Source organism: uncultured Dysgonomonas sp. (genome assembly GCF_900079725.1).
In the GTDB taxonomy this organism is placed as follows: Bacteria; Bacteroidota; Bacteroidia; order Bacteroidales; family Dysgonomonadaceae; genus Dysgonomonas.
Window position 1 is genome coordinate 3,527,047 of record NZ_LT599032.1, and the last position, 24,786, is coordinate 3,551,832.

The window sequence follows — 24,786 nt, forward strand, 5'->3', positions numbered from 1 at the left end:
TTGATGTAGGGGCAAATTGAATTACTAATCGCCGATGCGTGGGCAAGGCAAAATCAGTAGAGCAAATAATATTTCGCCCGTTAATTATATCAGGCGTAAAGTTTCACGCCCCTACATCAATACTGTATTTAACAAAAAAGTAACAAAAGTAACACCTTTTCGAAGTTTTTTATATTGTAACTGTTTCATCCGATAATTCGCTTATTATCTGTACTGTATAGATAAAATTACATAAATAAAGTTACAACTATTTTTAACTGCTGGTTCACATAACTAAAGAGAAGTATTTATTGCGTCCAAATATACCTGTAATTAAAGCGCCGGTTCGGTGCTGTATCTCCATTCAGACAGAGGGATATCGGATCTTCCAGATTGGCAGGATTATCGCTCCATTTAAAATCGAATGTGAATTTCCTCCCCTCTAAATTAAGTGCTTTTCGGGCAACCGATATTTCCAGTTTGTTATCTCTTACCTGATAATCCAGATTACAGACCTTAACCCACTGCCCGTTATCATACTTCATGAGCGTTGTGGTGTTGCTATCAAGTATATCTTTGTTGATAATATAATCATAACCATACCATCCTGTCGAAGAATCATTATCGGCATCAATAAAAAGTAACATCCAGTTATGCCCGGTGTAATCAGTTAAAGCATTATCCGTTTCGGCATAAAAATATATGTTCTTCTTATCTACTGATACTTTACTTGTAATAATATCATTGCGCCCTGAATTGTTTGTATAATGTAATCCCCGGTAACCTTGATGATCGCGGTGAGCAACATCGCCTCTTGTATCACGGAATTCTGTAACTACAGATTCCCAATCATTAAATCTTCCATCAATCTTGATTTTACAGAAACCTTTATTTTCGGGAATAGGATTAACTCCCTTATAACGACGGATATTTTGAGCCATCTGCATATAAAAGTTATCTGTATATCCACCTTTCATTGGTTGAATTGTTCTATTAAATTCGGAATTGTATTGGTCAACAAATAGATAATTGCTTTTACGTCCCATAAAATCGCAACTCTCGCGGGGAAATTTTCCGGCAGTCCATTCATTCCAGTCATTGATATAAATAAACTGAGGATCAGCAGTCAGAGTCTCATCCCATCTCTCCTGAAAATAAATTCCATAACCGGTTGGATTCTCCACTGTTTTTCCCAGCCATGGGACATATGTAGAAACAGGCATATCGTATTCATCCAATTTGGGTTGGCCATGATTTCTCGACCATGATTTTCCTATCATTGTGCAAGCATGCTGACCTGCGGTAACAGCCGCTTGTTCTCTCACTCCATTATGTAAAGAAACAAGGTCCTTCGGGTCCATTTTTCGTACCATTGCATCCTGTTCGTCCCCCAGTTCATAACCGAAACTCCAATTATCCTCAGTACCAACAAAACGCTGATCTCCCCATTCATAACGCCCCCACCACATCGTCCGCTTTGTAAAGAAATCTTTCACTTCTTTTGTATAGTCTTTATAAAATTCTTCACAGTAATCAGGATCTTTGTAATGAGGATGCCCAGGATCGGTCTTAGCTTTAGGATCATAATTGAAATTCCTGCTTGGAGGAGTTAAGCCATTGGCATCGAATTCAGGGCGTCCATTATATAGTAGTAAAGGCCGGTCATCCCAGTAAAACCATAGATCTTTATATTTCCCGGTTTTATATATTTTTTCATACAGATCCTGAACTACCTCAAATACAGGTCCGTTGTATGACCAAAAGCAAATTTCAGGAACTTTATTCCCCTCAGCTTTCATTTTCTGCATGAGAGGGAATAATATCTCCCATTCATCCCAGTACCTTTGAGCATTTGTAACATCCATTATCAATACATCTACTCCTGCATCTGATAACATGGATATATCTTTTCTCATGACATATTCATCTTTACTCAAAAAATATCCCATCTCCGGTTCACCCGAATGGAACGAAAACTGGGAGGCCGCCCATAGAGGATGATTTACGTCGAGTCTTGCCGATGGGTCTTGCTCCAGAATCTTTGTCACATCTGCCATATAAGGAGGTGTTCCTGCAGCTAAATCTGCTGTATGCCACGTAATATAAAACATTCCGACCACACGCCTATGGTCTTTTTTTACCGGACCGACCTCTTTACTATCCGGCATTTTTCGCCCCAATGCATCTGTAGCAACCCATGTATCGGGATACAAATCCCTATAGTATTTTTTGCTTATTGAATCTTTTGGTACTGGTAAATAATCTTCGTTTGCCCGAATGTTTTGTGATATCAAGCAGATGCACATCAATATAAAAACAAGTATATTTCTTTTTTTCATTATATATCTGGTATTAAGGTCTCAGACCCTTTTGTTCATTTGTATTTGATGAGGCTGTCTCATAAGTAAATTTGTGCGATCATTTTGATACTTTCTCTGTCACGTTGAACGATTAGTGAGACATCTCTTCTTTCAAGGGAGATCCTTTTCTTCGATCAGGATGACAAAGAGACAGCATAAAATACTTATGTGACAACCTCATCATTAAATGCTTTCGGTTACTTATAACTTGTTGAGTATGGTTTTATTTAATAATCCCATCCCGGATTTTGCCAATTCTGGCCTGTTTGCTTCATTATTTTGTATAATTCACCTCTATTTATCGGGAACATTAAGAACTTGTCGGTGTTGCACTTCCGCTCTTCAAAGGCAAAGCGGTTATATGTAAATCCTCCATTCTGTTTCTCTATTTTCATCCCTGAAATAGTTTTGTCCGTTTCATCCAATATTTTCCATCGGCGTACGTCAAACGGACGATGTCCTTCGAAAGCCAATTCTATATATCTTTCATTCCTGTATTTCTTCTCAAATTCATCAACAGGCATACCTTTAGGGAAAGGCGGCATGCCAGCCCGTTCTCTTACCGCATTCACTGCATCACATGCACTCATTGAGACACCCGGGCCTATCTGTACTTTTACATCCGGGCCATGTGATTGATATGCCGTTTCAGCAAAATTCAAATAAAGTTCGGCCAGACGGAACATCCTCATTGCTCCATCTTTATTGGCTCCTTGTTTTGAATCGTAATGGGCATATTTGCGAATATAATAACCCGTAGGGGTAAACTGCCTGTTTCCTTCAACAACGATGCCATCTGCCCCACCTACAAATGTTTCGACTTTTGAGCTTAGAGTAATACTTTTCACATTAATACGGATATTCTTGATATACAATTTATAGCCACCTTCAGAGCCAAGGTCGATACGAAGGCGGTGCCCTTTATATCCCCAGCCATGAGTAAAGACAGCTTCATTCAGATTATATTCAAATGTTTTCCAATCATCTGCGGCTTCAATATATACATCTTCACCTGTGGAAACACCTCCGGCTGCATGCGGTCTGCCATAGAAAAACTGCGCATTCGGGATTGTCCGGTTAAGCTTATATTCAAATGTGATTGTAGTAGATGGAGGGCTATCCAGATCGTTTAATAATCCCGAAGTGTAAACATAAGGGTCTCCGCCATTTGTCTCAAGGATAAAATGATCGTCTTCCTTGCTTACAGACAACTCGTTTGTGTCAAAGCCCCCGTCAATAGTCAAATCATGATGTTCATCCCTATTTTCACCCTGCTGACCTAAACTGCGCAAGGCCCCATTATAATATATTGAAGCTTCGAAGCGAGGATCTCTCCCTTCATATGGATTTTGTTCGTCATAGCCAGATGTAGGATTTATTATCGGAACTAATTTACGGTTATCTTCATACCCAATGATGGGTAATAACCCGGTAGCCTGCATCTCGTAAGAGTCTACGATATTCTGACTGGGACAATACCCGGCGTTAGTCTGTCCCGGAGTGGAGGGTAGTCCGCATCCGTTCCATAAGTTCATTTGACTTCCAACCCGATAGATGGTTTCTTTATCGACAGTCCTTCTGTTATCTAATGTTAAAAAATAGAGAGCATAAGCATTTTGGGCTTCTTCCGATGTTGATGTAAATAATTCATATCCGTGGGCAAGGCACTCATATAATGCTCTTCCGGTAATTTCGGTTGCATATTCTTTAGAGATTGTTCCATCATACCACAACGGACTGATAGCATAAGTTACTGCCTGCGACATTACGGCGTGCACTCCGGCTCGTGTTAAATGCCCGGCCAGCCTATCCTGAAATCCCCAGGGATATCCGATCGAAGTATCCGGCCCGGCCAAAGCTTTTTCACTATCAGCTATAACATATTTAACCACTTCACTAAAGGATGCTTTTCTGTCCTGAGTAAAATCATGCTCTGGCTGGATCACATCTAAAAAGACAGGAACACCTCCATACCTTTTTGCTAACAACCAATAATAATAACCACGCATTGCATATATTTCCGATTTCCAGCCTTCCTTCTGATCGGGAACAAGACCTGCGGTCTCATTATCTATATAATTTAGAAAAATATTACACCTGCGTATCTGACTATAGGCACTGCCCCAAGGATCTCCTCCATAAGGATTGATCGTATGGTTGTCGGTATTTATCTGACCGCTATACCATAAAATGGTTCCATTGTCTTCATAGAAAGAGGCATGTTGTCCCTCATCACAAAAAGCCATGCTTTTCAGATCCGGTTCGACTAATGAATTAAGACAACTATTATAATATTCACTGATCTTAGTTTGGTTCTTAAATATTTCTTCAAAATTGATACGACCGTCGGCCTCTGCGTCAAGCACATCTGTACACGACATATATAGTACAGATGGGACTATCATCAATAATATAATTATATATTTTCTCATATTATTTATTTTATTAATTAATCAGAATTGAACACTCAAACCTAAATTGTATACTCTGAATGCCGGCAGATGATTATAATCCCCTGCTTCAGGTCCAAAATCATAATCGGAGAGATGATCCCATGTTATGAGATTCTGTGCACTGAGTGATACCCGTATATTTCTTGCTTTAATGGCCCGCGACATTTTCATAGGTAATGTATAGCCTATCTCAAGGTTCTTTAATCTCACATAAGATCTATCTACCATGAAATATTCACTGGTCTGAGTATTTGCACTTGTATTCTTGAGTGTGAGTGCGGGATGAGAAATAGTCTCTCCTGCATCGTACCGCTCTTTTGTCCAAGCCTGAAGATGACGGGAAGAGTACAAGCCATCGGAAAGTGCACCCTCATTTATACCTATACTTCCGGCCGAAGAGGTTTTATAATTTTCTACACCTTGAAACAAAGCACTGAAATCGAAATTCTTATACTTAGCTCCTACGGTTAGTCCAAAGTAATAGTTCGGGATAGCCCCGTACCCGAGAGGTGCGTGATCCTTTTCATCAATTATACCATCATTGTTTAAGTCCTGATATTTAATATCACCTAACCTTGGCTTATTGAATGAATATTGTGTGTGGGAAAGGTAATCATTAAGCTCCTGTTCGGTATTGAACAAACCATTCCCATTCGAATAATCGACCAGATATCCCCATGTTTGTCCTGTCGGATACCCCGTTACACGCTCCTTATGAAAATAATCATCACTCCTTATAGTCTCTATCACATGAGTGAATTTATTCTTATTATATGCTAAAAAGCCATCCATATTAATAGAGAAATCCTTCATTATGTTTTTAGTATAAGCAATTTCCAGTTCATAACCTTTATTTCTCATACCTCCGGCATTAATATTCGGGAAAATTCCCGTATTGCCATGATAAGACGGAATATCGGGGATAACATTCATGTACATGTTATCCAGATTATGCCTGTAAATATCGAAAGACAGGTGCAGGCCATTTAACAGCCCCACTTCAATACCATAATTTTGTTTTTTGACCATCTCCGGACTATACGAAGGATTACTTATAAAAAGCTCGTCTACACCCTGAATATTATTCAGGTAAGGATAGCGTGACGCTCCGGTATCATCATTTCCGTTTCTGCCATAAGAGGCTTTCAACTTTAGTAAAGACAGCCATTTAATGTCCTTCATAAATGCTTCGCTCGAAGCTATCCATGCGCCGGCAATAGCCGGTGTAGTATGAAATCTGTTTTTCGGTGCATAATTATCAGAACCAGAATATCCGGTCCCAATAGTCAGCACATACCTGTCATCATAATCGTACGTCGCCTGCAGACCGGAATAAACATACTTGAAAGGAAGGTTTTCGGCTCTTACCAACTCTAAGTACATGGAGTAAGCATAAGCCGACACAGTGTGTTTCCCAAAGCTTCTTGTATAATTCAGTGCTCCCTTATAGTTTATATTATGATAATCATCTTCGCCTTTGCTATGCGATAAAGGAGTATCTTCGTCTGTCCCTTTTTTCTCAAATTTAAGTTCGTCCCAATCCGAAAAAGTATTCGTTACCCGTATCCAGCGCTCATAATTACGGCTTGTTGCAAGGCTTTTCCTATTATTAGATAAGAAGCCGACAGTTCCTGTCGCTTTTAAACCTTGTGCAAGGAAAGACATATCCAGTTCCAATCCAAAATTGGAATAAATGTTGGTGATTGTATGCTGAGTAAATCCTTGCCTGTTTATGCGTCCGTAGACATTATTTCCGATGCTGGGGGTAATCATCACTTTACCACCTTCGCGTATTATCTCTCCGGTTTGGGGATCTCTCTCTTCTGGGGTCAGGTTACTGTAAAGAGTCGGTGGTAAATCAAACATCCCCTGGTATACATTTGTCATGTTTCCTTCGGTTGTTTTTTCTCTCTTCAGATTTCCTGCAATATTCATAAAAGCCTTGAGATGCTGACCTATATTTACATCTATGTTTGTACGCATATTGGCCCAGAAATAATTGGGAGTGGGGTTAAACTTCTCCTTTTCCGATATTTTGAAGTTTGTATTCTGATTCATTATGTTCACATTAGAAAAAAATCTGGCTTTATCAGATCCTCCGCTCAAATTGAGTCCGACCCGTTGCATAAAAGCAAAATTTTTCATGAATTCGGAATACCAGTCATGACTTGGATAATGTATAGGATCTTCACCTGAAGCAAATTTACCGACTTGTTCTTCTGTAAACATCTGAAACTGCCCTCCTGCCGGATTATCATTATAAGCCGCCTGATTTCTCAGTTGAGAGTATACCCCCGAGTTTACCCTGTAGGGCTTGACCGTTACATTCTGAAGACTACCATCGATGCGCAAGTCTACTTTCAGCTCTCCCGGTTTACCTCTCTTTGTGGTAACAATTATAGCTCCACTGGCTCCTGTAATTCCATAAAGAGCTAAAAGGGATGCATCCTTTAATATAGAGATTGATTCTATCTCCGCCGGAGTTATAAAGTCCATGCATGCCTGGGCCTCGGTGGGTATCATAAATCCATCGATAATAATAAGCGGAGTATGTGCGCCATTAAGACTGGCTCCTCTTATCCATAGACTATTTGAAGTACGCGCCCATTCAGACGAATTTTCCCGCGTGGTAAGACCCGATAGCCGGCCGGCGAGAGTAGAACTAAGAACCGATACGGGAGACTTGTTCAACTCATATCCTGTAACGACAGAGGCTGAACCCGCCATCATCTTTTTAGACACAGAATTGAATCCATCATAGACAATTTCATTCGTATTATATATATCACGTTTTAGAGTTATTTCCAGATTATCATTATCCTTCACTTCAACTTTCTCCGGCAAATAATAATCTTTTGACAGAGTAATATGTCTGCTTTTGTCGGTTATATATATCAAAAACGAACCGCTTTCGTCAGACATTACCGCATTCTTGCCAAATTCAGACACGACAGATACTCCCCGAAAGAGATTCCCATATTCATCTTTTACGATGCCACGAACCTCTATATTCTGAAAATTTTCCTGTGCTGCTATATCTCCTATAAGAAGAAATAACAGTACTATTTGAATCATTTTTTTATATTTCATACTATAATTCAGTTTTTAATGGATGTATAAAAACCTGCACGTCCAAATTATCATATCCTTTGCAGAATAGTTGTTCGTGCTCGTTTTCATAATTACACCTTTATAGGAATAATAAAATATTTATTACCATCCCGGATTTTGCCAATCGTCTCCGGTAAGACTATACATTCTTGCTGCTTCAGCCATTGGTATCGGGGCTTTCAGATATTTGTTAGTATAACACAAACGTTCTGATGAGCGCACAGTCTTTCTTTTATATGTATAATGAGAAAATGAACCATCTTTTTCGTGCCTCGTTATTTCCATAGCTGTAAGCCATTTATCTGTATCCTTGAGGTCTCCTTCAGGTTTTTGCCATCTGCGGACATCAAAAAAACGATGAGGCTCCAGGGCCAGTTCAATACGCCTTTCATGCCTTATTCTCCGAATTAATTCTTCTTTATTATTTATCAAACCGGCAGGCAATGGAGGCATATTCACCCTGTCTCTTATTTCGTTTACCAATTGGTAAGCTTCTTGCAAATGACCTGCCTCTGCTGCGGTTTCGGCGCAATTCAGTATAATTTCACCAAGTCGGTACAGTTTTTCGGCAGGCCCTTCGATAGGTTGGTTTTCTCCGGCATTAGGATGAAGATATTTACGATTATAGTACCCTGTCCGCGTTCTTGTGCGGGAGGTTTCATGAATTCCAGTCATTGGTTCCCCTACCCATGTGGAAATAATACGAGTGCGATATACAGGCCCGTTTCCATTGGGGTCTAAATTGTAATTATCCTTACATTCCGGTGTTTCTGTATGATTCCATTTGCAAGTTCTTTTTGACCCATTATAATGGATCGATGAGTAAAAACGGGGATCTCGGTTTGCATACGGATTCTCAGGATTGTACATCGTATTATTCGTATTATAGTTAGGCTGAAGATGTTTTTCATCCAGGTAAGGTTTTTCCAGTTTCAGAACAGTTTCTCCATCCGTCGTTTCATAGGCATCTACCAATTCCTGAGTAGGCACAGAACCGGCTTTCCTATCAGCTTGGCAGCCAATGCCATCATACTCAAACGCCTTACCTGTAGTAGCCCAACTCGAGTATATGGTTTCTTTATCTACCGGATTTGTCGTATATCCATAATCCTGAGTAAAATATTCATTCATCAGCGCCGAATACTTGTTCGGTAAATGTGCCTGATTCTGAGGGTTATCGTCATCGTTCGCATATATATCGGGATAATTTATTTTCTTATATAATTCATATCCGTTATCCCTCAAGTTTTTGAGTGCCGTTTTATTTATCTGATATGCTTTTTCCCATAAGTCTTGCCCGTCGTTATATAATGGACTGGCTGCGTACAACATTATCCGTGACTTGATGGCCTCTGCTGTGGCTTTGGTTAGCCGGGCTTTTTCGGTCGGGCTGGTTATGCGCCAAGGCAGTTCTGCCGTGTTAAGAGCAAAATCACAGTCTTCCAAGATAAAATCTACAACTTCGTGATAAGATGGTTTCTGTACTTGCGTAAAGTCATCTTCATAATTGAAAGGTTCTCTCATTATAGGTAAGCCTGTGCCAAACCATTTCAATAATTCTGCATAATAGTATGCCCTAATCAGGTGAGCTTCAGCTCTCCATCTATTTCTTTCGGCCTCAGTTTTCACATTTGCACTACCTATTCGCTGAATGAATACACTACAGTAGTAAATACATTCATAAAAACGCGAATACTGCTGATTATCCCTGAAGTCATATTTATGACTTGTCATAGGATAGCTTTCGGCACTTGCATCACCATTTGCCATAGATGCCGAAACACCGTAATGATATGCTATATCATCATTATCCCAGGCGTCGTCGCAAGTAGATACCGGTCCTCTGGATTGCCACGGCCAGTTCATCCCTCCTATTGGAATATATAAATAACAGCTATTCAGATAAGCGCTCGTCTTGAAGTGATCGGAGAATATTTCATCCAGGCTTATTTTCCCATCCGGAGCCTGATCCAATGTATCATTGCATGATATCTGAAGGAAGAGAACTACGGTGATTATAACCAATATTGATTTATTTAAAAGTTTCATATCTTATCAATTTAAGGTCTCTGACCTATTTATTACTTTTGTATCTGCAACAGGAATAGCCGGTTATGGTTAAACAATGTTGCATTAAATACTTCCTTTTACCTAAAATGTAACATTAAGTCCGAAGCCCATCAATTTCGTTATAGGGTATCTTGTCGGATTTGTTTTCTCCGGATCCTGATGTTCCAGATTCAGCTTATCCCAGAGAAATAAATTTTGTCCTGTCACATAAATCCTAAGATTGTTTATTCCCACTTTTTTTAATGATCCTTTTGGAAGTGTATAGCCAAATTCAAGGTTCTTAAGGCGGATAAACGACCTGTTCTGTAAAAAGAATTCATTCGGTACATGGTTTGCATTCGGTGTTGTACTCAGAGTAGGATAAGTAATCTTCTCTCCATTATTGAAACGTTCCTGTGTCCATGCATTTTTATGATAGGTATAATAAGAACCCTCGCCATCATATTCATAAATACCAAGACCATCCCAAATAGTAGAGTATTTTCCTATACCGGAAAAGAAAACAGATAAGTCGAATCCTTTATAACTTAGATTAATTCCTAAGCCGTAAGTAAGTCCCGGAATACTGGAGTCACCTATTGGTGCATAATCCTTATCATCTATATTATTATCTCCATTCATATCTATATATTTCAAATCGCCCGGACGGGGAGATGCTCCAACATTATACGACAAACCACTATTGTCTATCTCATCCTGAGATGTCCAAAATCCCTTTCCCGGAGAATCCCAATCTACCTTAAGCCCCCATGACTGCCCGATAGGGTAGCCGGTTTGCCTGTATTTGTAGGCATAAGCTTCGCCCAATCCAGCTTCGTCTATAAAGGTTATCGTATTCTTGTTTGTAGCAATATTCCCTTGCAACCTGATACGGAAATCCGGGGTTATTTGCTTATTATAAGTCAGCTCCAGCTCCAGGCCTTTATTCTTTATTACACCCATATTCACTTTAGGTAATACACCTAATGGCAAGCCTTGAAATATAGGAACAGTGCCTCTGGTTATTAGTATCTTGTCTCTTTTCTCATGGAAATAATCAAAAGATCCATTCAAATCTTTAAATAATTGAAAATCCATACCAATATTAAATTTATCCGCGACCTCCCATTGTAGTTTAGAATTACCGAGCAATACCATATTTACTTTCTGCCCAAGTCCCAATCCTTCTATATTCGTTTCCCGGCCTCCTAGTATAATATTATCCTGATATAGGAAACGCGAGCCTCCCAGTTTGTCATTTCCTACCCGTCCATATGACCCCCTGAACTTCAGATATGTCAAGTATTTTTCATCGCTTAAGAAACTTTCGTTTGTAACAACCCATCCGGCTGAAAATGCAGGAAATGTGCCATAGCGGTTTGATGGGGCAAACTGTTCCGAACCATTGTATCCTATATTGAATTCGGCAAAATAGCGGCTTTTATAATTATATGTTGCACGGGCAGCAAACCCCAAAACATTATATGGTATCTCAGCACCTTCACTTTCCCAATAGTCTCGTTGGACATTGAATAAACCTCCTACGCTGTGATCTCCAAAGCGCCTGTTATAATTTATAGAAGCCTGAGCATTGATCTGATATCTGGTCGACTTCCATCTGGACAATGCCATGGCTCTTTCATAGGAGTCTTTTTTAGAGAACATAATACGATCGTTCTCATAATCAGCTACTGCTGTATATTGGATTTCGTCAACTTGGCCCAACAATGAATTTGTAGGATATGAGTCAAAGGAGACCATTCCTTTTGCAACCAACCCCTTGGTTATTATTTCACTCAGATCCATTTCCAGTTCAAATGAGGTATTCAGATTTGTGCGTGTGTAGACATAATATCCTTTCCTGTTTATATCTGCAAATCCAGACCGATCTCCTACCGATGGATGAATAACGGCATCGCCGGGCACATCAGGGTTAACACCACTAATTGTAGTAGGTCCCATCATCGTAGGATTGAGCCGGAATGTTTCTTGCATCATACCTCGCAATAAAGTTTCGGTATTGGGATATGGATAAAAATTAGGAGAGTTTTGTTTTTCTATATAGGTTCCTATATTAAATCGGGCTTTCAACCAACTCGACATTTTGTAATCCATATTTGCCCTGAAACTCCATCTATCAAGTTTCAATGACGGGTCGTATCCCAATTTCGACTTGGGCTCTGTATTAAAATGCCCTCCCTGTTTAAGATACCCGATATTAATAAAATACAGCACGTTATCTGTACCTCCCTGTGCATTTGCATTTATACGTGTTTCCGGAGCCGTATCTTTAAAATATTCGCCATAATAATAATGATTCGGATACAGATAATTCCGATAAGCAGCCTGTTGTGCATAGTCAGGATCATTAGAGTCTAGTCCGAACAAGGGGTTTTCAAACTTCGCTCTTATCTCGGGAGAAAAGGCTGCAGGCTGTCCATCGTTGGTTAATGCCTCGTTTCTCATATCTATATATTCCAAATTGGATATTCGTGCAGGCTTACGAGTAAATGAGGTATATACCTGTGAAGCAGAGACTGACAATTGGGCTTTGCCAGCCACACCCCTTTTCGTAGTGACAATGATCACTCCATTAGCCCCTCTCACTCCAAATACAGCTGTTGCGGAAGCATCTTTCAAAACACTCACGCTTTCAACTTCGGTTACATCAAGGGTACGAAGATCGCGTGGAACTCCGTCAACTAAGATTAATGGGGATGAACCGTTGACTGTAGCTGCCCCACGCAGATAAATCTCAGCATCATCCAGACCAGGCATTCCGCCTCCCGATTGGGTAGAACTTAAACCTGTGATACGCCCCTGTAATGCGTTACCAAAGCTTGTTACCGAGCTTTTGGTCAGATCTTCGGAGGTTACAGTAGATATAGCGCCTGTAATAGATACCTTTGTCTGGGTTCCGTAAGCCACCGTAACAACTACATCATCAAGAGACGATATATCTTCTTCTAAGGAAAGTATAATTTCAGTTTTTCCTTCGATACTTATTCTCCGGGTCTTAAAGCCAATATAAGAGAATACGAGTTCAGTGTCGGGCTTACCGGCATAAATAACAAAACGCCCGTCTTCATCAGTAAATGTTCCGTTCTGCGTATTATTTTCCTTAATAGTCACTCCAATCAAGGGTTCTTTCTGCTTATTTGTAACTCTTCCGACAACTTTTGTCTTCGATTGTTGCTCTTCTTCCGAAGCAGCAGACTTTGTTTTTTCTTCTTTTTTTCTGTAGACAGTAATCTGCCTTCCTATAACTGTATAAGACAGTTGCCTATCTTTCATGGCTATTTCTAAGATCTCGAAAATGTTCCCATTTTCGAGATTAACCGAAATTTTTTCAGATAATTCTGGTCTTACATTGTCAACTATAAGAAAAACATAATCGCTCTTGTTTTCTATTTCCGAGAAAAGCCGAGCAAGTGTCACATTCTTTAAGTCGACAGATAACTTCACTTGTTGAGAGTATGAGTCATTTGCATACAATGAAAACACACAAGTGAAAAATAAAAATAGCGTGATTTTCATAATTTTTACAATTCGATCGCAATTTAATTGGGTAATTCGATCAAAGACATTACTTTGTTTCATAAATTTGTAAATGATTTTGGTTTACAATATTCTTTGAATGTGTAAATTAGACTTATAATCGGATGGTACTGGACCTACCGTCCGATTATTTTTTTCATCGTAGTTAGTTTTTCATTATTAGATATTCTTCATAGGCACTTTATTTTATATTATTTATATGAATTATATTCTCATCTCTGCTATACGTAATTGGGACTAATACAGAGATAGCAGTCATTACACTATCTATATTCTGATCTAAAATAAACTTTCCGGTACAAGTTGTTTCGGATAAATCCAATGACCCAATATTGGTGAACTTTATGTTATAATATTTCCCTATTTTATTCAAAATATCAGCTAAAGAAGCATTCTTGAGGTTCAATATTCCATCTTTCCAACTGATATATTCTGAGGCATTTACATGATACTTGTCTATATTCCCCGTTTCCAGAACAATCATATCATTGGGTTTCATCTCTAAGGATTTGTGACCGGGAACATCTACTTTGACAATCCCGTCAACAAGGACAACCGATTTGACAGGCTCGTCGTCATACGCCGAAATATTAAATTTAGTTCCAACCACTTGTACATCAAACTGTGATGTATGCACATAGAAAGGCTTCTTCGGATTTTTTGCAACATCAATATATATTTCGCCCCGTACGCTTATATCTCTTGTCTTCCCTTCAAATGTAGATGGGAATTCCAATTCTGTTCCCGAATTCAGCCAGACTTTGGTTCCGTCTGCCAAAATTATAGAAGAACGCTTTCCGTATGGTACAACAATTTTATTTATAGCTTTAGGCAGTAGGGATATATCATCAATGCTATGTCCATCTTTATCAAGAATTGTGGCTTTACCGCTCTCATCTAATTTTATTTCAACATCTTCTGATAATGCCCTTGATACACTAGCATTAATAAACTGAATATCTTTGCTGTCCTGGGCTTCACCTATAATTGATGTTTCAATAATGGGATTTATATTATGCTTTTTATTGTAAATAAATAGGCTTGACGTAATCAATATAAGAAGGCACGCAGCAGAGGCAGCATAATATTGCAATCTTTTTATTTTGTGTTTTCGTAGTACAGTATCTTTTCTAATATTTCTTAATAGTGCTTCACTTTGTATATCTGATAGAATATAATTATTAAACCGTACAGACCTAAAGACTTCTACGGCCTTAGCTAAAGCATCTTCGTCTTCCGGTTTTTTTATTTTGTAATCATCCCAGAAATGGTTCAATTCTTCAGTTTGCAGGACTTGCCACTTTATGAACTTATCATCATTCAGAAAATCTTTATAGGTAGATTTACGATTATTTAGGTTTGTCATTTATGATATAATTTAAGGCATTATACACAGTTTATATCATTATGACGATTGGATGGAAGAATTGTCTACACGTTTTGTGATTTTTTTTGAAATTCTACAAACTTTTGAGAAAAGATGCAGATAAAAGGATGAAAAAAATCTTTTTCTCATCTCCATTTAAGTTCCGCAATCTTTCCATTGCTCTGAATACGAGCATTCTCGCCGACTTAGGTGTCATATTTAAAAGAAGTGCGATTTCGTCATAATTCATTTCCTGTATATAACGCAAGTAAATGCCCTCTTTTTGCCGATCGGTTAAACAGCTCATCAAAGATTCGACCTTCTCTGTTATTATTTTCTTATCTTCTTCATCAATAATAGGATCGACGACAGATACTTCAATATCGAACGGAATTGAAGTTATGGATACGTTTTCTATAAACTTATTTTTCTTGTATATATCAAATAACCGATGCTTTAGACTTTTAAAAAGATAATATTTTACATTTTCTATCTTGATTATATTCTCTTTGCTAAGATTATATAGCTTGCAAAATACATCGTGTATAGCATCCATACATATATCTTCGGCAAACCCAAGACTTATCCCGTATCTATACAAGCTATTTACATAGCTCTGATATAAAAGGCCGGAGTCCGGATCGGTTCCATCAATAAATTTTTTAAGCGAAGATATGTCTGACATAGATCAGATAGAAGGTGTTAACGTTAAGTATATTGTTTTAGCTAAAATTACAAGTGCAATGTAATAAATATTTAATCAATTGAATATTATTATTAGGATAAAAGTTGGAAAGTTATGGTTAATTGCTTTTTATCTCTACCATGTACCACATTTCCAGTAAAATGAGAAAATCGAAGGTATTTCGTCCGTACCAACGAGCATTGTTTTGTGCTTATTTTTATAGAGCTTTGAGATATGCATTATGAGCACTTTTCCATATTCTTGTCTATGAAATTGTGGATAAACAGCTATGTTTTTCAACTCGCATGTATTATTATCTACGTGAGCAACAACACAAACAGCCTTTAGGTCTTCATTATATAAGGCAAACAAATCGCCCTGCTCCAAATAATGCTCAATCATATTTTCCTGTTCATCGCCCAAGAGTAATAAACCAAAAACTCTTTCTTATTTTCCGAGATTTGTTTAATAGTCATTTTCATTGCTGTCCCATTAAAATCTAAAATCGCTCTTTGATATATTTGAAATTTAGTTAGTTACATCGGTTTTTTCGAGCACGACGATTTCAATTTATACGTTCGTAGCTGATAATAATCGGCTGCGATGAATAAAGATAAATATGTGTTTGCTCAATTAATCTCATTTCTGAATGAAGATAAATTTAGGCGTATAGTCAACAAGTATCAGGGTAATCGTTATGTAAAACACTTCACTTGTTGGAATCAACTGCTTGCCTTGATGTTTGGTCAACTATCCAATCGTGTAAGTCTTCGAGATTTGATTGTCGCTCTTACTGCTCACCATTCCAAGTGTTATCATTTAGAAATGGGTAATGGCGGTACAGGCAATGGTACAGCTAAGTAAGGAGAATTATTCAATTAATTATTAATCACTAATATAAACGACAATCGTTATCAACTACTGAGATGTAATTTCTAACTTGTATCAATAAAAACGACGGCTTTACCTGCTGAATACATTGGTAATTAGCCGTCGTTTTTTATTATTTTACACAAACTGCTTTCAGCTTCAGATAATTATAAAGTTATTGAGGATGTGCTTGTGTTTAGTTTAACTTGCGGGTATTAGTTTTCTGATTGATATTAATTCCGATACTCTGCTGAAACTCCCTGTACTTCTGTCTGAACCAGTTGGTATCACTCACCTCGTCAATGGTAAGTTGCAGACGGTCTTTTTCTGTCGGGTGCGGCTTTATTTCCGCTATGGATCGCTCCGTTTCAAAATTCCGTTTGTATTCGGCAGAATATAGTTTTCCTTTAAATCCTACCGGCTTCATATCCAGTATCATTTTTGTTAGTTCATCTGAAAATCCTAAATGGTTGCAGAGATTTTCGATACGCAGCAATTCTTTGACTTTTGGGAATAAGTCATGGATTTTAGCCAGTTCATCCTTTAGTTTGTCAACAATGGTTTGATGCTCCTTTTGTATGGTCTGCATGTCATGCGTTAGCTTGTTGACTTCCTTTGTCAAGTGGTCTTTATCGGTTTTCAGTGCTTCTATCTCCTGTTGCTGCCGTTTGACTTTGGATGTACCCACCAATGAGCCTATTCCCTCCATGATAGTAGAACCTACATCGGCGGCTTTACTTTTCAGTTCCTCGGTTTTGAGCTGCCCTTTTACCTGATTAAGGGTATCTTCGGTATCTTTCAGGTCCAATTCCTTTTGCACTTTGAGTTTATCGGCTTGTTCGTATTGCTCTTTTGCCTCCTGCTCCTGCTGTTTAAGTTGTTCAATACTTAATCTTTTGGCATCTTCCATAGCAAGAAGTAAACCTATGTTTTCCTGTATATTCTCACATTTAAGGGATTGCTCGCGATAAAATTCTGTTAAGGTTATATGCCGCGCATCCGAACCTTTTATTCCGCGCTGCAAATCGTACTTTGCCATCGCTTCGGCGTAACCGTCCTGATAGGCTGTCAGTTTATCCCGCGCCATCACATCATCAGCGCAAAGGCGTGGCTGGTTTGCGTCTTTCTTCCTATACTTCTTTTTTGTTGGTTGCTCGGGCCGCTCCTTATTGGTTTTCTTTTTTCGCCGTTCTCCCTGAACAATAGGAACAACAGAAGCATGAATGTGGGGCGTAGTTTCATCCATGTGTAGGGTGGCGGCTACCAGATTCTCTTCACCGTATGTCTTTTTTAGCCAGTCGATATTATCTCTGCACCATTCATCCAATCGTCCTTCCGATTCAATCCGTTGCATATCTTCCTGACTGCCGGAAAGCATGATGCGAATTACCTGCACCTGGTTTTTCCCTACTTTACGTTTTAGTCCGGCTGTTTCTATTCTGTGACGGATAGCTTCTGTGCGGTCGGCTACTTCATCAGGAAGTTCAACCAGCTCCCTGTTCAGATGCGTCCGGGTTGGATCTGCATTCGAGGGTATTACATTACGCTTGATGTGGTCTGTCATCGCTGCTTCATTTCCGGGCGATTTATCTAAATGGAGAACAACATATCCCATGATTATTTATATTAAAAGTTGTTTGAAATTTTACTTGATAGTCGCTTTAGCGACTGCGGTCGCAAGAACGCTCGGGAGGATTCCAAAGGGGGAAAACCTTTGGCTTATTGGGGAATTTTTAGTGCAGATTTATCGGAGCGTGAAGAAAATTCCCTAATAAGCTATGGCTTTTTCAAAAGCCTGTTAGCGTAGCTGACGAAAATCACATTCTGAAACCTCGCAAAGGTTTACGGGGTAGCTGCGATTTGGGGAGTTGCTTCACTTGTTTCGTTGCAACCAAATAGTCGTTCAGGTCTTTGTATTTGGCATAGCTTGCAGACTGATCCTGTACGAATTTACAGACTGCCCTAATTTCGTCGGTCGCTTTTCTTCCTGCTTCATCGTTATCCAGATATATGTATATTTTCGGATAAGATTGGGTAAACTTCAACGCTTTGGACAGATTGCCCACTGAGTTAAGGACTATAACATTTTGCTTTGCCGTTTGGATATTTTTCAAGGTCAGGAAAGAAAGGTAGTCAATAAAGCCTTCGAATACCAAACAGGCTTCTTTATCTTCCGACCGATGGATAGTAATATCTTTCGAGGTGCAACCTTTGAAATATTTATTGCGTAGCTCATAACCATTTGAATTATTTTCAAAACCAATGGCAAAATATTCTTTGTTATTAGCTGAATAGTGTATTTCTCGACAATGCTGCTTGGCAATGTCTATATTTATGCTTCGTTCTTTTAGATAATCAATCAGGGCAGAATTAGATAAAGAACCTACATTTAAAATATTGATACCATGAAAAGAAAAAGAATTTTGCTGACGTACTGTTGTATTGACGTGCTGATTTACTGAAGTCAAGCTATACTTTTTTAGCTCATTAATGGCCTGAGTAAACGGACAATTATTTATCCGCATCACAAGGTCTATCATTGTTCCGCCTTCGTTACTACCGAAATCTATCCAAAGGTTTTTATTATAATCTACCTTCATACTGGCATCTTTATCTTCCCTGAATGGGGAATGATACATTCCGTAATAGCCTCTGTCCTTTACTGGATGTATTCCTTTGTTTGCCAAATAGGCTTTTATTGAGATTTTATTTAACTCTCTTATATCCATGATTATACGTTTTTTAGATTGTTTTTTCTTTCAAGGTAAATACCGGAGAAAGCCTTGTTATTTTGTAAGATTGTAAGAAAATAAGGGTAAGGGCAATTGAATCAATCGCTTATACGTATTACATTTTTCTTACAGTATTTGAGATATGTAAGAACTGTTAGTTTGTCAGAGATTTGTAAGTATTTTGTAAGAAGTATAGAGTGTTAGTAATATATTACTTAGCTTCTTTTTCTAACATTCCAACATTAATCTGTCTAACAGTTCCTTACTTATGGTATATATCCTCGATGTTTTTTTCTTTTCAAGGATTTCATCATCAAATGCTATGTAGTAGGCAGTATAGTAGGTTGGAGCTTCCGGCTGTAACTCCCATTTGTTTTGCAATATCTTCCGGATTTGCCCACCTTCTGTCTTTAGTTGCCTTAATGCCAGCATATTAATTATGTTTCCTATGCAAAACCGAAATTTGTCGAGTTCCTTTATCTGCATTATTTCGGATACGATATTCAGTATTTCGATTTCTACTTTGCTACGGTTATACAGGATAATCTTCCGTAATGCATCTGTTACAAGTAATTCGTGCCTGAACCACATTCGGGATTCGCTCTTTGTTGATAGTTCCCGATGTTGCAAATAATACAGGAATTGAGGCATCTCGGATTTAAGCAAGTCTAATATCCGATTGTTCTCTTTTTCCAATGAATTTACCTTGCGCACCCAATAGCGTGTTTCTCCCTGATCAATGATAATAGGATTGTTTTCGTTATTGGAGCAAAGGATAAACTTGGCAAAGAACTCCACTTCGCTACGGTCTTTTCCTTTGGCTTCGGCTTTATAGGAGATTGCAGTACTCAGGTTCTTTATCCGTTCCGAATCTTCCCTGCGGTCTAATAATACTTCATCAACAGCAACAATCAATTTATTTGCCCAATCAGAATTAAATTGACTACGGAAATCTTCATTGGTATTGAAAGTCATATTCCCAGCAAAGATGGCTTTGAGGAAATTAAGGAAGGTAGTCTTTCCTGTATTGCGTTCCTTCGATACCAATAACAGGATTGGAAGCCTTGTCAAAGGTTTTAGGTAAAGCAATTGGAGATAATCCAACCCTAGTTCTATCTGTTCGCCAAAGATATGGGTAAGGAAATTCAATATAACGGGACATTCTCCGGATTGGGGTAAATAATTGACCGGATCGTATTGGTTCAGAAACTTACCGATACTTCGCTGATAATTGACATGGCCGGGAACGGAGCAAAAGCCATCGAACTTTTCTATTTGTGAAATAAAGTCTTTAGAATGGTCTTGGCGGAGTGTATCGTAATTCCAGACCCGGCGTTCCTCTATAAAGTCCCCGCTCATTAACGGGCGTTTGACTATCTTATAGAGAGTGGTGCCGACTCGAAGATATTTTTCTTCTATTTCTTCTTTCATGACAAACTTCCTTTACCTTTTACGCCTTGCACTACGCGCAAGTGTTAAAGTTATCTCCGCACTATTATCTTTCGGCTTGGTCTGACTTTCAGCCCATGAAAGAATATCTTTCCGGGAGAAAACCAGTTTCTGCCCAAACTTGCGGCAGGGTATATTACCTGATGCGGTAAGTTTATACAATTTGGCTTTTGACATGGGATAGCCGTATTCACTAAGTAAGGCGAGAGTCTTTGTTAGTGTGAGCGTATCAATTTCAACTTTAACCTCCTGCTTTGCAGAAAATAGTTTGGAGACTTCTTCTTGCACAATACTGCGAAGTTTATCTTCTTCGGCTACGATAATATTAGTCATAATCTTTGTGATTTTAAATGAAACAATAGGCTATCGTCATAGCCGGAAATTGTTCGAACAGCACAAAGATATAAACAGGGATATCTATTTATAAAATACTTAATTACTTAACATTAGGTGGACAAGAGGCGACATAGACAGACAAATCATACCAACCCGAAGACAGGCTAAGGACAATAGAAAGATACTTTTAGGACAATCGAAGACAATTGATGGACAGTTGCCTGCCATTGCTTCGTTGTGTTAAGTAATTAATTGGGGATAGTATTTTTTTGTATTTATTTCTCGGAATGGGCGTTTTTGTATTCCTGAAGTTCTTTTAATACGGTATCCGTATTAAAGGTTTCGGTATGCTTTAAGTATTTTGACTGCAAGGGAGTGATAAAGCCTTTGTTTATCCATCCGGTTAAAGTTTGACGAGATATGCCGAGCATTTTGGCTAATTGTATCCGGCTTATAAATTGCTCATTCTGAAATGTTTTTATAAAGTTTTTATTGGCAGTAACGTATCTTTTAAGATGGGTTATTGCTTTATCTACATCTTTAATACTAGCTTCAAAACTATCATAAACGGTAAGGGTTAAGGAAGAAAGGTCTTTATCGGCATAATCGGGGTGCTCTTTCAGTTCTTTGAGTAAGAGCGGATAGATATTCAACTTCGTTATATCAATAATATTCTTCTTCCGGCGCGCCATAGATATAAAATTTCTTCTTACGATAAATAAGAATTTTCCTTAAGAAAATATTTGCCTGTTTTCGCTGCTCCCTTATACTCTATCAAACCTATGTCCTTGAGTATTTTTAAATACCGATCAACCGATGCGGATGATTTATTAATCCGAAAAATTATTTCTTTTGCAGCAATTCCTCCTTTATTATCATTAATAACTCGTAATGTATCTACAACAGCACTAAGAATAGTATCACTTAATTTGTCTATTATGCCTTTATTTACAGCATCATTTACAGCATCATTTACAGCATCATTTACAGCATCATTCGATTTAATAATACTCCCTTGGGCAGATATATGATTATTTTTGACAAGAGGAATTATCATTCGGAAAATATCACCTTCTATAAAACTGGCCTCTCCTCCACTTGTGTATTCTTTAACAAGTTTGGAAACATTAAGTACTCCAGAACCAAGTTCTTCTACTCTTCCCAATTGAATGAAAAATTTGGCGATTGTCGGGTTTTTAGGAAATGGAGCAAAATTTGTGGGGTCAATTTTTCCGTGTCCTCTCGGATTGTTGGCATTTTCCGTTTCAACCCGATCCGAAAATATAGTAAATTTGCATGGATAAGCGTTTGTATATTCACGATGTACTATTAAGTTAGCAACAACCTCCCTAAATATTGTGGTTCGCAAACTTATCCGTTGTGCACCTAACATATAAAACTTATCCGGTAAGTGTTTTGCAACAAAATCCATTAAATCGTCATAGGCTTCAATAAGGTTTGTCTGAATATATTCCCTGTCATCATAACGTTCAATATTTTCAACCCTTACCATTGCATCTATTTTATAGTGAGGGATGATTTGTCGGATAACTTCGTCTTTTCCGAACAATAGTGCAGCTGCAAGCGTATATCCTTCCTGGCCGGTTTGATAGTCTTTTTTCCAAAGTCCGGAAATTTCTAACATTTGCTTGTCGTTTAATGCTAACCAAGGGTGATCCGGATTATTACTTTTTATCAGGTTTCTTACTTTCGGAAATAATTCCGGTTTGAAATCTTCGAAACTTAATGCCGGATATATAATGCTTTCTGTATAATAATTTCGTTTTCTATTGTGCAACTCTGCTATTTGATGGGGCTGAGTTACCCTAAAATCACCATCATTACTCCTGTCATATATAATTCCGGCTGACTTGTGTACTTGCGAACTGGATGGGACTTGAATATGAATAATCCATTTTTCGTCAACTTGATATTCCTGCGGAAATAATATAAATGGAGGTTCAAGTTTTTGCGGATTATTAGACAGATTCGTTAAATTGGTCATTATGGCGGGAAGAGAATTCTCCTCAATCCCAGTAACTTCCCCATTATCCGCTACTCCAAGTAAGATATCACCACCTTCACGATTCAGCATCGCGCATATTGACTCAAATAGATTTTTAGGCAAATCATTTTTTGCTTCTTTGAATTCAAGACGTATATTTTCTTTGTTTTTTAGTAAATCTTTTATCCGTTCTATATTCATGGTTATTTTCTTCCTTTTAGTAATACAGATAATTATTCTTCAAAGTTAGTAAGAAATGCGGCATTTTTTATCCTTTCTTCTTTTTCAAAGGATGCTAAATAATTTTCAGTAGTCTTGATATCGCTATGTCCTAAACTCTCTGATATATAGGCGATGTTAGCTCCACTTCGTTTTAATACACTGGCATATGAATGCCTTGCAGTATATGTGCTCAGACCTGAAATACCAATTGCTTCTCCTATTTTTCGTAAGCGTTTATTTATCCTATGGGTCACATCTTGTATTTTTCTTTTTTGCTCTAAAGGAGTTTCCTCTCCTGTCAAGAAGGGAAAGATATAATTATTCGGATTATTATTTGAATTTCCCCATTTGGAAATGATTTGCTTCATTTCGGAAGTGATTAAAGCCTCTATTTCTTTTTTCTCTTTGGAAGTGTGGATTGTTTTAGAACGATAGAAATGTATTTCATCACCATCGATATTAGAATACTTTAACTTTAGCATATCATTGACATTGATGCCATTGCATAAATAAGAGAAGAACCATAGATCTCGATATCGTTCTGTTGCTTCTGTTCCATCAGAATAAGTAATAATTAGCTTTATCTGAGCCAGGGATAAAGCTAGTTTTCTTCCTTTGCCTGATGGTACTTCGTACTTACCTCTCCCAAATGGATATTGAGCTTCTTTAATTATTCCGATAGATTTAGCCTCATTAAAAATTGCTCTAATACATCGGATGTACATTGATATTGTAGTGTAACTTTTTCCTTCATCCAACATTGCTTTTTCATATTTCTTTAACCAATCAATAGTTACTGACTCAAAAGACAGATTATTCCCTGCATATTTTTCCAAATGTTTGTAGGCGCAAGTGTACACATCTGAATTTCCAATATTGCCAGATTCCAGAAGCATTTCTATCTTGGTTTTAAATGCGGCATTAACTGAGTCTCCCGTGCATCTTCCTAAATAAATATTTAAAGCATCAAAAGAAAAGTTGCCATTCTCTGATAATAGACGCACTGCATTTTCAATTTTATCAAAAGAATTTTTAATATCTGACCGGATAGAAATGAGATTTTTGCTTTTAGTTTCATGCAACTTTTCCCAATCGGCATGAGTTAATTCTTTCCCTGTCGGATAATATCTTTGTTTTCTATTGTGAACAACTTGTATCTTTATAGGGTATAAACCAGACTGTTTTGGCCGTCTATTGTCAAAAGTAGTTAGTATTGAAATGCCGTCTTTAGCGTATTTAAACATGGTTTTTCGAATTCTGCATGCAAATTTATTGTACATGCAATTTGCATGCAAATATAGCGATTTAAAGAAAATAATCAAATATTATAAGATAATTAAGTTTTAATAAATGATTGATAATCAGTAAACGTATAAACATTTATTAAAAGAAGAAAACAGGAGAAACGCTTTTCATTATGCTTTGGGAGCAGGGGGTCCCAGGTTCGAATCCTGGTATCCCGACAAGATAAGCTAGTAATCACTGATTATTAGCTTATTTTTTATACATATATATAATTTTGTATAGCATATTCTTTTTTTAGACCAATCATTCGCCGGAATTACCTTGCTTTTTATTATCTGTTATTCTCATTTTATTAAGTTTATTTAT

General features: G+C 37.9%; 15 protein-coding genes and 1 pseudogene. 1 reads left to right on the forward strand and 15 read right to left on the reverse strand.

Annotated features, from left to right (window positions below; translation table 11 throughout):
• Positions 1 to 287: 287 nt before the first annotated feature.
• The 8 genes from QZL88_RS14875 to QZL88_RS14910 form a co-directional block, all read right to left on the reverse strand.
• Positions 288 to 2,318 carry a hypothetical protein gene (locus QZL88_RS14875; protein WP_296942337.1) on the reverse strand — a complete coding sequence of 677 codons (2,031 nt, stop codon included), beginning with the start codon at positions 2,316 to 2,318 and terminating at the stop codon, positions 288 to 290.
• A gap of 248 nt (positions 2,319 to 2,566) precedes the next feature.
• The gene (locus tag QZL88_RS14880) at positions 2,567 to 4,771 is read right to left on the reverse strand and encodes a RagB/SusD family nutrient uptake outer membrane protein (RefSeq protein ID WP_296942339.1); all 2,205 of its coding nucleotides are present in this window, start codon (positions 4,769 to 4,771) and stop codon (positions 2,567 to 2,569) included.
• A 21-nt stretch (positions 4,772 to 4,792) separates the two neighbouring features.
• Complete coding sequence (locus QZL88_RS14885) at positions 4,793 to 7,882, reverse strand: SusC/RagA family TonB-linked outer membrane protein (protein WP_296942340.1); 3,090 nt, start codon at positions 7,880 to 7,882, stop codon at positions 4,793 to 4,795.
• A 123-nt stretch (positions 7,883 to 8,005) separates the two neighbouring features.
• A complete protein-coding gene (locus QZL88_RS14890; RefSeq protein WP_296942342.1) occupies positions 8,006 to 9,952 on the reverse strand; it encodes a RagB/SusD family nutrient uptake outer membrane protein in 1,947 nt (648 codons plus the stop codon).
• Between the two features lie 102 nt (positions 9,953 to 10,054).
• Positions 10,055 to 13,489, reverse strand: coding sequence for a TonB-dependent receptor (locus QZL88_RS14895; RefSeq protein WP_296942344.1), 3,435 nt, complete (start codon positions 13,487 to 13,489; stop codon positions 10,055 to 10,057).
• Positions 13,490 to 13,691: 202 nt separating this feature from the next.
• Positions 13,692 to 14,876: a FecR family protein gene (locus QZL88_RS14900; protein ID WP_296942346.1), complete on the reverse strand. Its 1,185-nt coding sequence runs from the start codon at positions 14,874 to 14,876 to the stop codon at positions 13,692 to 13,694.
• A 94-nt stretch (positions 14,877 to 14,970) separates the two neighbouring features.
• Complete coding sequence (locus QZL88_RS14905; RefSeq protein ID WP_296942348.1) at positions 14,971 to 15,561, reverse strand: sigma-70 family RNA polymerase sigma factor; 591 nt, start codon at positions 15,559 to 15,561, stop codon at positions 14,971 to 14,973.
• A gap of 135 nt (positions 15,562 to 15,696) precedes the next feature.
• A complete protein-coding gene (locus tag QZL88_RS14910; protein ID WP_296942350.1) occupies positions 15,697 to 15,963 on the reverse strand; it encodes a GNAT family N-acetyltransferase in 267 nt (88 codons plus the stop codon).
• A 201-nt stretch (positions 15,964 to 16,164) separates the two neighbouring features.
• On the opposite strand from QZL88_RS14910, the pseudogene QZL88_RS14915 reads away from it, so the two are divergent.
• A pseudogene (locus tag QZL88_RS14915) lies at positions 16,165 to 16,392 on the forward strand (DUF4372 domain-containing protein); the annotation flags it as partial.
• 235 nt (positions 16,393 to 16,627) lie between these two features.
• Here QZL88_RS14915 and mobV read toward each other — a convergent pair.
• The 7 genes from mobV to QZL88_RS14950 all read right to left on the reverse strand — a co-directional run bounded on the left by mobV (position 16,628) and on the right by QZL88_RS14950 (position 24,419).
• Positions 16,628 to 18,046, reverse strand: a complete 1,419-nt coding sequence (gene mobV / locus QZL88_RS14920; RefSeq protein ID WP_296942352.1) for a MobV family relaxase — start codon at positions 18,044 to 18,046, stop codon at positions 16,628 to 16,630.
• Positions 18,047 to 18,248: 202 nt separating this feature from the next.
• Positions 18,249 to 19,160, reverse strand: a complete 912-nt coding sequence (locus QZL88_RS14925) for a toprim domain-containing protein (RefSeq protein WP_296942354.1) — start codon at positions 19,158 to 19,160, stop codon at positions 18,249 to 18,251.
• 231 nt (positions 19,161 to 19,391) lie between these two features.
• Positions 19,392 to 20,594 carry a primase-helicase family protein gene (locus tag QZL88_RS14930; RefSeq protein ID WP_296942356.1) on the reverse strand — a complete coding sequence of 401 codons (1,203 nt, stop codon included), beginning with the start codon at positions 20,592 to 20,594 and terminating at the stop codon, positions 19,392 to 19,394.
• A 12-nt stretch (positions 20,595 to 20,606) separates the two neighbouring features.
• Complete coding sequence (locus QZL88_RS14935) at positions 20,607 to 20,945, reverse strand: helix-turn-helix domain-containing protein (protein ID WP_296942358.1); 339 nt, start codon at positions 20,943 to 20,945, stop codon at positions 20,607 to 20,609.
• A 278-nt stretch (positions 20,946 to 21,223) separates the two neighbouring features.
• On the reverse strand, positions 21,224 to 21,640 hold the full coding sequence (locus tag QZL88_RS14940) for a hypothetical protein (RefSeq protein ID WP_296942361.1): 417 nt from the start codon (positions 21,638 to 21,640) through the stop codon (positions 21,224 to 21,226).
• A 17-nt stretch (positions 21,641 to 21,657) separates the two neighbouring features.
• Entirely contained in the window at positions 21,658 to 23,154 is a 1,497-nt protein-coding gene (locus QZL88_RS14945; RefSeq protein WP_296942363.1) for an RNA-binding domain-containing protein, read from the reverse strand.
• A gap of 32 nt (positions 23,155 to 23,186) precedes the next feature.
• The gene (locus QZL88_RS14950) at positions 23,187 to 24,419 is read right to left on the reverse strand and encodes a site-specific integrase (RefSeq protein WP_296942365.1); all 1,233 of its coding nucleotides are present in this window, start codon (positions 24,417 to 24,419) and stop codon (positions 23,187 to 23,189) included.
• Between the last annotated feature and the right edge of the window lie 367 nt (positions 24,420 to 24,786).

Excerpts from the sequence above, each read along its gene's own strand:
- QZL88_RS14935 (WP_296942358.1), bottom strand. The coding sequence starts at position 20,945 with ATGACTAATATTATCGTAGCCGAAGAAGATAAACTTCGCAGTATTGTG.
- QZL88_RS14890 (WP_296942342.1), bottom strand. The coding sequence starts at position 9,952 with ATGAAACTTTTAAATAAATCAATATTGGTTATAATCACCGTAGTTCTC.
- QZL88_RS14875 (WP_296942337.1), bottom strand. The coding sequence starts at position 2,318 with ATGAAAAAAAGAAATATACTTGTTTTTATATTGATGTGCATCTGCTTG.
- mobV (WP_296942352.1), bottom strand. The coding sequence starts at position 18,046 with ATGGGATATGTTGTTCTCCATTTAGATAAATCGCCCGGAAATGAAGCA.
- QZL88_RS14940 (WP_296942361.1), bottom strand. The coding sequence starts at position 21,640 with ATGGCGCGCCGGAAGAAGAATATTATTGATATAACGAAGTTGAATATC.
- QZL88_RS14945 (WP_296942363.1), bottom strand. The coding sequence starts at position 23,154 with ATGAATATAGAACGGATAAAAGATTTACTAAAAAACAAAGAAAATATA.
- QZL88_RS14930 (WP_296942356.1), bottom strand. The coding sequence starts at position 20,594 with ATGAAAGAAGAAATAGAAGAAAAATATCTTCGAGTCGGCACCACTCTC.
- QZL88_RS14885 (WP_296942340.1), bottom strand. The coding sequence starts at position 7,882 with ATGAAATATAAAAAAATGATTCAAATAGTACTGTTATTTCTTCTTATA.
- QZL88_RS14900 (WP_296942346.1), bottom strand. The coding sequence starts at position 14,876 with ATGACAAACCTAAATAATCGTAAATCTACCTATAAAGATTTTCTGAAT.
- QZL88_RS14880 (WP_296942339.1), bottom strand. The coding sequence starts at position 4,771 with ATGAGAAAATATATAATTATATTATTGATGATAGTCCCATCTGTACTA.
- QZL88_RS14950 (WP_296942365.1), bottom strand. The coding sequence starts at position 24,419 with ATGTTTAAATACGCTAAAGACGGCATTTCAATACTAACTACTTTTGAC.
- QZL88_RS14910 (WP_296942350.1), bottom strand. The coding sequence starts at position 15,963 with ATGATTGAGCATTATTTGGAGCAGGGCGATTTGTTTGCCTTATATAAT.
- QZL88_RS14925 (WP_296942354.1), bottom strand. The coding sequence starts at position 19,160 with ATGGATATAAGAGAGTTAAATAAAATCTCAATAAAAGCCTATTTGGCA.
- QZL88_RS14905 (WP_296942348.1), bottom strand. The coding sequence starts at position 15,561 with ATGTCAGACATATCTTCGCTTAAAAAATTTATTGATGGAACCGATCCG.
- QZL88_RS14895 (WP_296942344.1), bottom strand. The coding sequence starts at position 13,489 with ATGAAAATCACGCTATTTTTATTTTTCACTTGTGTGTTTTCATTGTAT.